This is a genomic window from Nocardia niigatensis NBRC 100131 (assembly GCF_000308655.1).
GTDB lineage: Bacteria > Actinomycetota > Actinomycetes > Mycobacteriales > Mycobacteriaceae > Nocardia > Nocardia niigatensis.
In genome coordinates, this window is sequence record NZ_BAGC01000048.1 from 67,166 (window position 1) to 79,610 (window position 12,445).

The following is a 12,445-nucleotide window of genomic DNA, read 5'->3' on the forward strand; positions in this document are numbered from 1 at the left end:
ACGACGTTGATGGGGTTATTGCTCGGCGTGAGTGGTCAGTGCGTCCAGCGCCGTGGAATCGGTGAGCATGCCGTGGGTGTAGATCTCCAACGCGGGCAGCATCATGCGGTCGGCGTATTCGCGCAGTGCCTTGCGGAAATCGATGGGCCCCGGCTGCTCGGCCGCGTAGAGCTGCAGGAACATCATCATGCCGCCGCCGTTGTTGGTGGCGACATAACGGGCCGTGGCCCGCACGTCGCGCAGCGGTTTGATGGACCCGCCCGCGATGCCCGCGCGCAGGTACTGCTCGGTGTCCTCGACCATGTGCTCGAAGAACGTCGTCATCAGCGACCCGCCCGCCTGGAAGCTGCGCATCAGGTACGCCATGCCCGAGGCGAACTCCTCGATCTCGGCCAGCTGCCGCATGAGCCCGCCGGGCGAGGGATTCTCGATGTACTCCATCTTGGCTGCCCGGATCGTCTCCCGGACCCACTCGTCGCACGCCTCCCGCAGCCCGTCCTTGGACCCGAAATGGTGATTGACCAGCCCGGGAGAGACTCCCGCCGCAGCCGCGATGGCCCGCACGCCGACCCCGAACCCTTGCTCCCCGAACACGGTGATCGCGGCGTCGCGAATCCGTGCCCGGGTTGTCAGATCGTCGGTTGAACGCATGTTTAATAGATTAAACACGTGTTCAAGACGAGGGCAAGGGCCTTTCGGCTCGAGTCGCGAGGATTTACGAAATCCAGACGCCCGGGCACTTCGTCACCGGAGAATTTCCGCGCCGGGAAAGCTCTCCGGCTGCAGTTATTGCCACGCGGACTATCGTCGCGCGGAACGCCACGGCGGAATCGAATTCGACACCGGGCATTGAGTTTTCACCCGCACGAGGCGCTGAATCTCACCCGCGCGAAGCGCAGAGCAGCCCGTCACCGACCGGGATCAGCACACTCGTCAGATCCGGGTCCTCGGCGATGGCACGGGTCGCCGCCCGCACGGCCATGGTCTGCGGATCACGCTGGGCGGGATCCGGCACCCGCCCGCCGAGCAGGGCATTGTGCAGCAGGATCGCGCCGCCCTCCCGCAGCAGCCGCACCGCCTGCTCCACATACTGCGGATGCTCGAGCGGCGCGGCATCGATGAAGACGAGGTCGTAGGCCCCGTCTGCCAAGCGCGGCAGCACATCCAGGGCCCGTCCGTTGATGAGCCGGGTGCGCGCCGGCGCGATCTCGGCCGACCGGAACGCCTCGCGGGCCGCGCGCTGATGCTCGGGCTCGGAGTCGATGGTGGTCAGGGTGCCGTCCTCGCGCATGCCGTCCAGCAGCCACAGGCCGCTCACCCCGGCCCCGGTGCCGACCTCGACCACGGCCCGCGCCCCGAGCAACTGGGAGTACATGCTGAGCAGCGCGCCGACCGCCGGGGCGACCGGGGCCGCACCGAGTTCGAGGGCGCGCTCGCGCGCACCGACGAGGATGTCGTCCTCGGCGACGGATTCCTCCACGTAGGCGAGGTTGCGCTGCAGGTTCTGTGCCGCGGGAGTCTGGCTCACGCAGTAGAGGCTAATGGCGATACACCGGTAAGGCGTGGCGGTGACCGGCCGGTGTGGCGATTTTTCTCAGGTGTCCCTCAGCCTCTGCATACAGCGGCCACATCACGACCGACCAGAGTAATGCTCACGCCAGGCCAGCGACCGCGGGCTCGGCATCGGGAACAGCTGATCCAGCCGATGGGTTGTCCTCGATACCAGGTTCACGGTCCCGAGTAGGAGGTAACCCCATCCACATGGTCGACGCGGCGCGTGAACACGCCAACACTCTGCACCCGCAGATCAAGCCGCTGGACAGCGAAACCCCGCTGGACGGCGAATTCCTTCTATCCCCCGCCGACGACGAGGCCGCCCTGTCCGGGACCGCCGCCTTCGACGCCACCGGCGATCGTTCCGTCATGCCGACCTGGGACGAACTGGTCCGCGAGCACGCCGACCGCGTGTATCGACTGGCCTACCGTCTCACCGGTGACCCGCAGGACGCCGAGGACCTGACCCAGGAAACCTTCATCCGGGTCTTCCGCTCCCTGCAGAACTACCAGCCCGGCACCTTCGAGGGCTGGCTGCACCGCATCACCACCAACCTGTTCCTGGACATGGTCCGCCGTCGCAACCGCATCCGCATGGAGGCGCTGCCCGAGGACTACGACCGGGTTCCCTCCGAGGGCCCGGGTCCCGAGCAGGCCTATCACGATGCCAACCTGGACCCGGATCTGCAGTCCGCGCTGGATTCGCTGGCCCCGGAGTTCCGTGCCGCGGTCGTGCTCTGTGACATCGAGGGCCTGTCGTACGAGGAGATCGGCGCGACGCTCGGCGTCAAGCTGGGCACCGTGCGCAGCCGCATCCACCGAGGACGTCAGGCACTGCGCGAACACCTCGAGCATAATGGGATTGAGCGGCGATTCGCCGCCACCGAAAAGGTCGGGTGAGCCGCGGGTACTGCGCCCGCGCTTCCTGGGCACCGTCCGTCCGGGCTGGTGCCGCCCGAACAGCTCGAGTCGTCCGGAAGGGTGTGCAGCGTATGAGTGGCGAGGACCGACCGCATCGTCGTCCCCCGCGTTTCGCCCCCACCGAGCATCTGGCCAGTGAGGCCATCGCCGCCTACGTGGACGGCGAACTGCGGATGAACGCGTATCTGCGTGCCGCCCACCATATTTCCGTGTGCCGCGAGTGCGCGGCCGAGGTGGATGCCCAGCAGCAGGCCCGGATCGCGCTGCGGCAGTCCTCGGATCAGATCTCCGCCCCGCTGAGCCTGCACGACACGCTGAGCCGAATTCCGCGGGCGCTGCTGCAGGAGTGCGGCAATCATCAGGCGCCCGATCCCGCCGAACGCGATCGGGGCCCGCTGGCGCGCGGCATGAGTTCCTTCGGCCTGCGCCAAGATTCGTTCGACAGCAGGCGGTGGACCTCGTGGTGGCGCAAGTAGAGTCCATAGCGTGACCACCGAATCGAAGAACACGGGCTCGGGGCCCGAGCGGGATGCGGCTTCCGATTCGGCGGCCAATCGGGGGAACCTGAGGCCGTCGGACGCACCGGTGCTGGGGCCACGGCCGGTCATGCGGCCGCATGTGGACAAACACACCGCGCGCGCCTTCCGCCGCCCGGACGGTCAGCGCGGCTCGTTCGCCGCCCGCGCGGCGAGTGCCGCGGCGGCCGCGGCGCCGGCGGATACCGAGATTCGGAATCGCCCGCCGGACGCGGTGCTGGCGGAGGCGTTCGGTCGCCCGGAGGGTTCGACCGACCTGTTGCAGCGGGACCCGGAGGCCACGACAGAGGCGACCGCCCCGGCCGCGCCCGCCGATCCGTGGCGCGACCCGAATTCGGCTGCGCGCCTGGGCACTCCGGCCGTGGCCCAGGCGCAGCCGCGGCCGTTGACGCCCGGTTCCAAGCTGGGTGCGCGGGAGGTGCTGTTCGGTGGCCGGGTGGCCTGGCAGGCGCTGGCGCTGCTCGCGGTCGTCGCCGCGTTCATCGGGTTGCTCGGCGGGTTCGTCGGGGCGTTCACCGGCTCGTCGGCCTCCGCGCTGACCTCGCGCAAGGTGGCGCTGCAGTCCGCGCCGGCCGGCAGCGAATCGCACAATCAGATCACCAAGGTAGTCAATGCCGTCATGCCCGCGGTGGTCACCGTGCGCGCGTGGCTGGGCGACACCGGGTCCACGGGATCGGGCGTGGTGATCGACGGGGCCGGCTACATCGTCACCAACAACCACGTGATCTCGCTGGCCGCCAATGACAAGTCGGGCAAGGCCAAGCTGGATGTGGTGTTCTCGGACGGCTCGCGGGTGCCGACCCAGATCGTGGGCCGCGACACCAAGTCGGACCTGGCGGTGCTCAAGGTCGACGTGAAGAACCTGGCGGTGATCCAGCTCGGCAATTCCAGCGACGTGCAGGTCGGTGACGACGTGCTGGCGCTGGGTTCGCCACTGGGACTCGAGAAGACGGTCACCTCCGGCATCGTGTCGGCGCTGCACCGGCCGGTGAAGGTGGGCGGTGAGGGCACCGACACCGACGCCACCCTGGACGCCGTGCAGACCGACGCGGCCATCAACCACGGCAACTCCGGCGGTGCGCTGGTGGACATGCAGGGCCGGCTGATCGGCATCAACTCGGCGATCAAGTCCGAGAGCGGCGGTTCGGTGGGCCTGGGTTTCGCGATCCCGGTGGATCAGGTCAAGCGCATCTCGCAGGCGCTGATCCGGGACGGCTCGGTGCACCACCCGCGGCTGGGCGTGAGCGCCAAGACCAAGATCGTCGCCAATGACGTGATGAGCGGTGCGGCGGTGGCCGATGTGCAGGCCGGGAGCCCGGCGGCCAAGGCGGGCATCGTCGAGGGCGACGTGATCGTGAAGGTCGGCGACCGGGATGTGTCGGGTCCGGAGGAACTGACCGTTGCGGTGCAGCAGCACGAGATCGGCCAGACCGTGACGGTGCGCCTGATTCGTGACGGCCGTGAAGTCGACGTCCCGGTCACCTTGGAATCCGACTGACGGTAAGCAACATGAACATGAAGTTCGCGGCCCGTCTCGATTCTGGACTGAGCGGAGCGGAGGAGCGCAGCGGGGGAGCGGAGGGAGGGAAGAATCGAGACCTCGGGGGCCGCGAACCGCCCGTAGCGAAGCGAAGGGCAAAATAGACACCGTGTTCAGCAATATCGGCTGGGGCGAGATGCTCATCCTGCTCGTCGCCGCACTTGTGATTCTGGGCCCGGAGCGACTGCCCGGCGCCGTTCGCTGGACCGCGCACGCCCTGAAGCAGGCCCGCGATTACGCCACCGGCGCAACTCAGCAATTGCGCAATGAGCTCGGTCCGGAATTCGACGAGATCCGGAAACCATTGGAGCAGTTGAACGAACTGCGCAGTATGAATCCTCGGTCGATGGTCACCAAACACCTGCTCGACGGGGACGATTCGATCCTGAACAGCTTCAATGACCTGACCAGTTTCGACAAGCCGGTCAGCTCCCCGAACAGCGGAAACGGTTCCACCAATAGCGGATCCGGCCCGATTTCGATGCCGAAGGAACAAAAACCGCTGGAGCGCAACGAACGTCCGCCGGTGGACCCGGACGCCACCTGAGATCAAATATGTCGAGCGGACTTGACGCATGATGCTGTCCAGCTATCTAGACTGCGCACATGTCGGCCGACGAGGTGGCCCGGGTATTCGCGATCGAGGACAAGGTCGAACGCCTGAAAGCCGCCACCGAAGGCGTGGCAGCCGCGCAGCAGCAGATCAATGAGCTGACTCGCATCCGCCGCGCCGTTATCCGCGAACTGCATGCCGAGGGCTGGACGTTCGCGAGAATAGGTGCGGCCGCGGGGCTTTCCCGCGCCCGCATCCATCAGGTGAGCACGCAAGGGCCGGTACCCGAAGGTTTGTTCTTCGGGCACGGTCCGCTCACCATCCTGACCCCGGATGTCCGCAGCACCACGCGCGCCATGGCGCTCGTGGGCGCGCCGGATGCCGCGGCCCCGCACCGGCTCGTCGAGCTGCTGAGGGAACTCGGCTTCACCGCCACTGTGCAGCGCTTCCTGCCGGGCCGCCCGCTCGACCTCGACCGGGACGGCCTGATCGTGCTCGGCGGGCCCGAATTGTCGCCCAGTCTGCGGTATCTGGTAGCCGCCGACCCGCGCCTGCGCCGCACGGTGGCGCGCGCCGGGCGGGTGCGCCGGGGCATCGAGGACCGGGCCGCGCGGCGCGTCTACCGCCCGGGCGGCACCGAGCCCTACGACATCGCCTATCTGGCCCGCCTCCCGCGCCCGGACGGCAAGGGCAGCGTGCTGGTCATCGACGGCCTGCACCCGCCCGCCTCGCTGGGCGCGATCCGGTTGCTGGCAACCAGACTCGCGACCCTGCACGAGCGCGCGAGCACCCACCCGTTCTCGGCCGTGGTGGGCGTCCGCTACGACCGTTCCACGGGCGAGCCCATCGAGGCGGACCTGCTCACCCCGATCTACCGGCACGACCGGTGAAATCACCTCAGGCGGCGGCCTCTTCGGGGCGCAGCGTGTTCATGGGCGGGCGGTCGGCCAGCGACACCTCGGTCGCGTGCGCGATGAATTCGCCTGCGACCATGGGGAACTGGGTCAGCGCCGCGCCGGAGTCCTGAATTCCGCTGCGGCCCAGGACCGTGCCCAGGATCTGGCGGCTCATGACGCCCAGGTCGGCCAGCGGGCGGTTGCGGTGCTGGCGGACACCGAGATTGACCTGCCCGATGCTGGACAGGCCCAGCAGGTCGTAGGTGTCGAGCAGCAGGCCGATCTCGACGCCGTAGCCGGGCGCGAACGGCACCGAGGCGAGCAGCTCGCGGGTGCCGGCGTACTCGCCGCCCAAGGGCTGCAGCACATTCGACAGTTCCGGGCGCAGCGCGGCCAGCAGCGGGCGGGCCACCAGTTCGGTGACGCGGCCGCCGCCGTGGTGGTCCACCGACTCGCCGGTGCGCAGCGGGCGGCGGTAGTACGCCTTGACCAGGTGCATGCCGTCGACGGTGAGCAGCGGGCCCAGCAGCTTCGGGACGAAGTTCGGGTCCGGGTCGATGAGGTCGGAGTCGACGAAGGCGATGAGGTCGCCGCTGGTGACCGCCAGCGAGCGCCACAGGCATTCGCCCTTGCCGGGGACGGGGTCGAGTTCGGGGACGGCCTGTTCCCGGGTCACCACGGTCGCTCCGGCGGCCTGTGCGCGGGCGGCGGTGGCGTCGGTGGACCCGGAGTCCAGGACGACGAGTTCGTCCACCAGCGTGCCGAGCAGGGGCCGGATGCTGGCCACCACGGCGGCCACGGTGGCTTCCTCGTTGAGGGCGGGCAGCACCACCGAGACGGTGCGGTCACCCTTCGCGGCGATGAGTTCAGGGACCGTCCAGTCCGGGCGGTCGAAGGTGTTGGTGTTCACCCAGTCTGTTTTCATGCGAGACCTCGCAGCGTACGGGCGGGTGGGCGGTGACCCTGGATGGCGGCGATCATGTCCACCACCCGGCGGGTGTGAGCCACCTCGTGCACTCGAAAGACGCGAGCACCCGCTGCGGCCGACCAAGCAGTCGCTGCCAATGTGCCCTCCAATCGTTCGGACAGCTCGACACCAAGAGTCTCTCCGATGAAATCCTTATTGCTCAGCGCCATCAAGACGGGCCATCCGGTTTTCACAAGAACGTCTATCGCACGCAACAATTCGAGCCCGTGATAGGTGTTTTTGCCGAAATCATGGGTCGGATCGATCAAAATCGAGTCCTTGGCCACCCCTGCCGCCGCAGCATTTTCGGCCGCGGCCACCACCGTCTCGGTGACCTGGGTCACCACATCCGCGTACCGGACCCGGTGCGGACGGGTCCGCGGAATGGCGCCCCCGGTATGTGAGCACACGATTCCCGCGCCCAGTTCGGCCGCGACGCCGACCAGATCCGGGTCCGCCCCCGCCCAGGTGTCGTTGATCAGATCCGCGCCCTCGGCGACCGCGGCCCGGGCCACGCCGGCACGCCAGGTGTCCACACTGATGAGCAGCTCCGGGTAGCGCTCGCGAATGGCCGCCACGAACGGCACCACCCGGCGGGCTTCCTCGGCGGCGTCCACCTCGGAGCCGGGCCCGGCCTTCACCCCGCCGATGTCGACCAGGTCCGCACCCTCGGCGACGGCCTTGTCGACGGCCCGCATGGCGGCCTCGTCGGTGAACGTCGCGCCCTGGTCATAGAAGGAGTCCGGCGTCCGGTTCACGATCGCCATGACAAGCGCCCGATCCGTCGCCACCGGCTTCCCGCACAATGTCGGCAACGGCGCACACATGCCCCCGACTGTACCGAGGGCCGTGACGCCACTGCTGGGCAGCCGACCGGAATCGGGCCCCGACCGGCTGCTGTTCAGTTGCCGGGCGCGCGGCCCGCGGCGACGTCGGCAGCATATTCGGGGTACGCGGGAACGTAGCCCTCGGTACGCCCGGCGAGGACGTAGAGGACGGTCTCACCGTCGGGGGTATAGCCCTGCTTGCGAAGTTCGACCTTCCGGTTCTTGAAGGTGGAGGTCTGCTCCAGCTGCGGCACCACGCGGATGAACAGCGGCACGGCGTAGGTCGGCAGCCGGTCGTAGAGCACCTTGGCGGCGACCTTGCCGTCGAAGTGCCCGCCCTCGTGCAGCGTCACCGCGGCCATGCCGGCCTTGCCGTCGGTGCCGGGGATGTCGACGCCGAAAACGACTGCCTGCGTGACCGAGTCGATGCCGTCGAAGGCGCCCTCGACCTCGGTGGTGGCCACGTTCTCGCCCTTCCAGCGGAAGGTGTCGCCGAGCCGGTCCACGAACGCGATATGACTCCAGCGCTGATCGCGCACCAGGTCGCCGGTGTCGAACCAGCAGTCGCCCGCCTCGAAACCGTCACGCACCAGCTTGGATTCGGTGGCCGAGGCGTCGGTGTAGCCGTCGAAGGGCGAGCGGTCGGTGACCTTGGCGAGCAGCAGGCCGACCCCGCCCGCGGGCACCCGGCGCAGGCGGCCGTCCGGGTGGCGCAGCGCCTTGCCAGTGGCGTCGTCGTATTCGACGACCGCGAAGGGCAACGGCGTGAAACCGGCGGTCCGGGCCACGGAGAAGGCGTTGATGAAGGCGATGTTTCCCTCACTGGCGCCGTAGAACTCGACGATCCGCTTGATGCCGAAGCGCCGCTGGAATTCGTCCCAGATCTCGGGGCGCAGGCCGTTGCCGACGCAGAGCCGGACGGTGTGCGCGCGGTCGGCGGGCTTGGCGGGCTGGTTGAGCAGGTAGCGGCACAGCTCTCCGATGTAGATGAAGGCGGTGGCCTGGTTGGCGATGGCCTCGTCCCAGAAGCGGCCGGCCGAGAACTTGCGGCCCAATGCGAAGGTCGCGCCGCCCGCGATGACCGAGGACAGGGCCACCGTCAGCGCGTTGTTGTGGTACAGCGGCAGGCAGCAGTAGAGGGTGTCGCCGCCGTCGAGCCGGACGCCGAGCCCGCCGATGCCGGCCATGGATTTGGTCCAGCGCAGGTGGGTCATGATGCTGGCCTTGGGCAGGCCGGTGGTGCCGGAGGTGAAGATCAGGAAGGCGCGCTCCTTCGCCGTGATCTGTTCGGTCACACTGGGATTCGAGGCGTCGGCGGTGCGGGCCTCGGTGGCCAGCTGCTCGGACCAGAGCAGCGCGGGCCGGGCCTCGGCGAGGGTGTCGAGGGCGTCGGCGCATTCCTCGCCGATCACGTCGAGCACCGAGTTCAGCAGCCCGAAGCTGTGCTGCAGCACCACATCTCGCTGATTGTGGTTGAGCAGGCCGGCGGTGGCGCCGAGCTTCACGGTGGCGAGCACGGTGAACAGCGCTTCGGCGCGGTTGGCCATCAGGATGCCGACCACGTCGCCGCGGTCGACGCCGTGCGCGGCGAGGACCTTGGCGTACCGGTTGACCTCGGCGTTGGTCTCGCCCCAGGTGTACACGCGCCCTTCGAATTTCAGGAAGGGCCGGTCAGGATGCCGGGCCGCGCCGCGCTGGAAGAACAGCCCGATGGATGCCCTGTCACCGGATTTCACCAGCATGTGCCCGATATTGCGGAGCATACCGGGGGCCTGCATCGCCATGCCGGGCAGACTGCGGGCCAGATCGATCAGGCTCACGGTCGAACGGGCATCCGTAGTCACTTCGCTGTGCTCCTCACCCGGGCGCGGTCACGCCCTGAGCCCAGCCTTACCGATTCGCCCGATCTTGTCGAGTGGAACCAGACGGTTTCGATATCGGATTCACCGGCGGCTCAGCGGCTCGGCCGCAGGGCGGCGAAGGCGGCGTCGAAGTCCTTGGTCACCAGCACTCGTTTCAGCGCGTCCCGGCCCGCGTACCCCCGCAGCCGCAGCTCCTCGATCCAGGTGAACAGGCCCGCGTAGTGGTCCTGCGGATCGAGCACCACCACCGGCTTGGCGTGCACGCCCAGGTAGGCCCCGGTCCAGGTCTCGAAGAACTCCTCGAGCGTGCCGATGCCGCCGGGCAGGGTGAGGAAGGCGTCGGCACGGTCGTCCATGACCTGCTTGCGTTCGCGCATGGTATCGGTAACGACCAACTCGTCGGCATCGGTGTCGGCGACCTCGCGGTGCACCAGCTTCTTCGGGATCACCCCGACGGTCCGGGCGCCCGCGGCGCGCGCGGCCTGCGCGACCGCGCCCATCATCGACACATTGCCGCCGCCGGACACCAATTGCCAACCGCGACGGCCGATCTCGTCGCCCACCCGGGTGGCCAGGTCCAGCGCCACCGGATCGTCCACACTGGCCGAGCAGTACACACAGACGGCGTAGGCCGTACTCACCACTGATCCTCCACGCCCGCCTCGGCCAATTCCTGGCGCGCCTGCGCAGCCTCCACCACGATACGCACCACCTCGTCCACGCTGTCGGTGACGTGCAGCAGCCCCAGGTCGCCGGGGGCGATCTTGGCCGAGCCGAGCAGCGAGTCGCGCATCCAATCCATCAGTCCCGACCAGTGTTCGGTGCCGAACAGGATGATCGGGAAGCGGGTGATCTTGCGGGTCTGCACCAGGGTCAGCGCCTCGAACAGCTCGTCGAGGGTGCCGAACCCGCCGGGCAGGCAGACGAACGCCTGGGCGTACTTCACGAACATGGTCTTGCGCGCGAAGAAGTACCGGAAGTTGATGCCGAGGTCGACCCACTCGTTGAGGTGCTGTTCGAAGGGCAGCTCGATGCCGAGGCCGATGGAATACCCGCCCGCCTCCGACGCGCCCCGGTTGGCCGCCTCCATGGTGCCCGGCCCGCCGCCGGTGATGACCGCGAAACCGGCTCGGGCCAAAGCGCTTCCGATGGCCGTGCCGGCCTGGAATTCGGCCGATTCGGCGGGGGTGCGGGCCGAGCCGAAGACCGCCACCGCGGCCGGCACCTCCGCCAAAGCGCCGAAGCCCTCGACGAATTCGGCCTGGATGCGCAGCACGCGCCAGGGGTCGGCGTGCACCCATTCGGCCCGGCCGCGCTCGTCGAGCAGATGCTGATCGGTGGTTCCTATCCCCTTCTTGCGATCCCGCCGCAACATGATCGGCCCGCGGAACCGTGGCGTCTTCGGCGAACGCACACCCTCGTACTCGGCGTCAGGAGACATGCAGGCAGTATCCAATTTGCCCTCCGCTCCGCTACGGGCGGGGTTCGCGGCGCTGGAGGTCTCGATTCTTCACTCACTCCGCTCCCCCGCTCCAGAATCGAGACGCGCCGCGAACCTTCGGGGCTTCCAGCTGCTGGTTCGTCAGCCTTTGGCGCCGGTGAGGTAGCTGCGCAGCATCGACGTCACCTGGGTGATCTGGTCGACGGGCAGGTGCTCGTCGCGCTTGTGCGCCAGGTTCGGGTCGCCCGGGCCGAAGTTCACGGCCGGGATGCCGCGGGCGGCGAACCGTGAGACATCGGTCCAGCCGTACTTGGCGCGGACGCCGCCGCTGCCGTACGCGTGCACGATCTCGATGAGGTCCTTGGCGGCCGGATTGGACAGGCCGGGCAGGGCGCCGGGCGCGCCGTCGGTGCGCTCGAAATCCAGTTCCAGACCGGCGAACACCTCGCGCACATGCTCGGTGGCCTGGTCCAGGGTGCGGTCGGGGGCGAAGCGGAAGTTCACGTCCACGCTGGCCACATCCGGCACCACATTGCCGGCGACGCCGCTCTCCACGCGGACCGCGGACAGGCCCTCGCGGTAGGTGCAGCCGTCGATCTCGACCGCGCGCGCCTCGTAGTGGGCCAGCCGCTCCAGGATCGGGGCGAGACGGTGAATGGCGTTGTCCCCCAGCCAGGCTCGCGCGGTGTGCGCCCGCACGCCGGAGGTGGTCAGGCGCACCCGCAGGGTGCCCTGGCAGCCCGCCTCAATCCAGCCGCCGGAGGGCTCGCCGAGAATGGCGAGATCGCCGTCGAGCCAGGCGGGCAGTTCGCGTTCGATGCGGCCCAGGCCGTTGAACTCGGCCGCGATCTCCTCGCCGTCGTAGAAGATGAGGGTCAGGTCGTGTACCGGCTCGGCCACCGTGGCGGCCAGGTGCAGGAAGACCGCGTCACCGGATTTCATATCGACGCTGCCGCAGCCCCACAGCTGCCGTTCACCGTCCGCCGTGGTCGTGAAGTGGCCGGGGACATTGTCGGCGATCGGCACGGTGTCCAGATGCCCGGCGAGGATGACGCGGGTGGGCAGGCCCCGATTGGTGCGCGCCAGCACGGTATTGCCGTGCCGCAGGATTTCGAATCCGGTGGTCTGTTCGTGCAGCGCTTTTTCGACGATGTCGGCGATGACCTTCTCGTTCTGAGACACGCTCGGAATGTCCACGAGCGCGGCGGTGAGTGAAATGGGGTCGGCACTCAGATCGATGGTCACTTGATCCACCATAAAGGAGGAATAACCTCCGTTCTTCGCACGGTCGCTGCGATGGCACAAATCGGCACCGCATGAGGTATGAATTCACAGCCCGGTAACGTAC

13 protein-coding genes are annotated in these 12,445 nt (G+C 68.4%); 5 read left to right on the top strand and 8 right to left on the bottom strand.

What is annotated here, in order from left to right; all coding sequences use genetic code 11:
• Positions 1-15: 15 nt before the first annotated feature.
• Both ON33_RS23165 and ON33_RS23170 read right to left on the bottom strand, forming a co-directional pair.
• On the bottom strand, positions 16-651 hold the full coding sequence (locus ON33_RS23165; RefSeq protein ID WP_040861152.1) for a TetR/AcrR family transcriptional regulator: 636 nt from the start codon (positions 649-651) through the stop codon (positions 16-18).
• Between the two features lie 229 nt (positions 652-880).
• Positions 881-1,528: an O-methyltransferase gene (locus tag ON33_RS23170; protein ID WP_169336835.1), complete on the bottom strand. Its 648-nt coding sequence runs from the start codon at positions 1,526-1,528 to the stop codon at positions 881-883.
• 233 nt (positions 1,529-1,761) lie between these two features.
• Here ON33_RS23170 and sigE point away from each other — a divergent pair, with 233 nt between their 5' ends.
• The 5 genes from sigE (at position 1,762) to ON33_RS23195 (ending at position 5,994) form a co-directional block, all read left to right on the top strand.
• Complete coding sequence (sigE, locus tag ON33_RS23175) at positions 1,762-2,454, top strand: RNA polymerase sigma factor SigE (RefSeq protein ID WP_040861153.1); 693 nt, start codon at positions 1,762-1,764, stop codon at positions 2,452-2,454.
• 92 nt (positions 2,455-2,546) lie between these two features.
• On the top strand, positions 2,547-2,951 hold the full coding sequence (locus ON33_RS23180) for a hypothetical protein (RefSeq protein WP_040861154.1): 405 nt from the start codon (positions 2,547-2,549) through the stop codon (positions 2,949-2,951).
• A gap of 10 nt (positions 2,952-2,961) precedes the next feature.
• On the top strand, positions 2,962-4,509 hold the full coding sequence (locus ON33_RS23185; RefSeq protein WP_051152675.1) for a S1C family serine protease: 1,548 nt from the start codon (positions 2,962-2,964) through the stop codon (positions 4,507-4,509).
• Between the two features lie 151 nt (positions 4,510-4,660).
• Positions 4,661-5,098 (top strand): Sec-independent protein translocase protein TatB, encoded by a 438-nt coding sequence (gene tatB, locus ON33_RS23190; RefSeq protein WP_040861155.1) that lies wholly within the window; start codon positions 4,661-4,663, stop codon positions 5,096-5,098.
• A gap of 59 nt (positions 5,099-5,157) precedes the next feature.
• Positions 5,158-5,994 carry a hypothetical protein gene (locus ON33_RS23195; RefSeq protein WP_040861156.1) on the top strand — a complete coding sequence of 279 codons (837 nt, stop codon included), beginning with the start codon at positions 5,158-5,160 and terminating at the stop codon, positions 5,992-5,994.
• A 7-nt stretch (positions 5,995-6,001) separates the two neighbouring features.
• On the opposite strand, the gene ON33_RS23200 is transcribed toward ON33_RS23195, so the two are convergent.
• The 6 genes from ON33_RS23200 to dapE form a co-directional block, all read right to left on the bottom strand.
• A complete protein-coding gene (locus ON33_RS23200) occupies positions 6,002-6,925 on the bottom strand; it encodes a glucosyl-3-phosphoglycerate synthase (RefSeq protein ID WP_040861157.1) in 924 nt (307 codons plus the stop codon).
• The gene (gene folP, locus ON33_RS23205; protein WP_040861158.1) at positions 6,922-7,794 is read right to left on the bottom strand and encodes a dihydropteroate synthase; all 873 of its coding nucleotides are present in this window, start codon (positions 7,792-7,794) and stop codon (positions 6,922-6,924) included. The genes ON33_RS23200 and folP overlap by 4 nt, the downstream gene beginning before the upstream one ends.
• Before the next feature lie 74 nt (positions 7,795-7,868).
• Positions 7,869-9,638, bottom strand: a complete 1,770-nt coding sequence (locus ON33_RS23210) for a long-chain-acyl-CoA synthetase (RefSeq protein WP_040861159.1) — start codon at positions 9,636-9,638, stop codon at positions 7,869-7,871.
• Positions 9,639-9,748: 110 nt separating this feature from the next.
• The gene (locus tag ON33_RS23215; RefSeq protein ID WP_444543765.1) at positions 9,749-10,297 is read right to left on the bottom strand and encodes an LOG family protein; all 549 of its coding nucleotides are present in this window, start codon (positions 10,295-10,297) and stop codon (positions 9,749-9,751) included.
• On the bottom strand, positions 10,294-11,097 hold the full coding sequence (locus ON33_RS23220) for an LOG family protein (RefSeq protein WP_040861161.1): 804 nt from the start codon (positions 11,095-11,097) through the stop codon (positions 10,294-10,296). Before ON33_RS23220 ends, ON33_RS23215 begins: the two co-directional genes overlap by 4 nt.
• A gap of 141 nt (positions 11,098-11,238) precedes the next feature.
• A complete protein-coding gene (dapE, locus tag ON33_RS23225) occupies positions 11,239-12,342 on the bottom strand; it encodes a succinyl-diaminopimelate desuccinylase (protein ID WP_245550675.1) in 1,104 nt (367 codons plus the stop codon).
• Between the last annotated feature and the right edge of the window lie 103 nt (positions 12,343-12,445).

What these genes read in the sequence shown, in the direction of transcription:
- sigE (WP_040861153.1), top strand. Translation starts at nt 1,762, where the DNA reads ATGGTCGACGCGGCGCGTGAACACGCCAACACTCTGCACCCGCAGATC.
- folP (WP_040861158.1), bottom strand. Translation starts at nt 7,794, where the DNA reads ATGTGTGCGCCGTTGCCGACATTGTGCGGGAAGCCGGTGGCGACGGAT.
- ON33_RS23165 (WP_040861152.1), bottom strand. Translation starts at nt 651, where the DNA reads ATGCGTTCAACCGACGATCTGACAACCCGGGCACGGATTCGCGACGCC.
- ON33_RS23220 (WP_040861161.1), bottom strand. Translation starts at nt 11,097, where the DNA reads ATGTCTCCTGACGCCGAGTACGAGGGTGTGCGTTCGCCGAAGACGCCA.
- ON33_RS23200 (WP_040861157.1), bottom strand. Translation starts at nt 6,925, where the DNA reads ATGAAAACAGACTGGGTGAACACCAACACCTTCGACCGCCCGGACTGG.
- ON33_RS23180 (WP_040861154.1), top strand. Translation starts at nt 2,547, where the DNA reads ATGAGTGGCGAGGACCGACCGCATCGTCGTCCCCCGCGTTTCGCCCCC.
- ON33_RS23195 (WP_040861156.1), top strand. Translation starts at nt 5,158, where the DNA reads ATGTCGGCCGACGAGGTGGCCCGGGTATTCGCGATCGAGGACAAGGTC.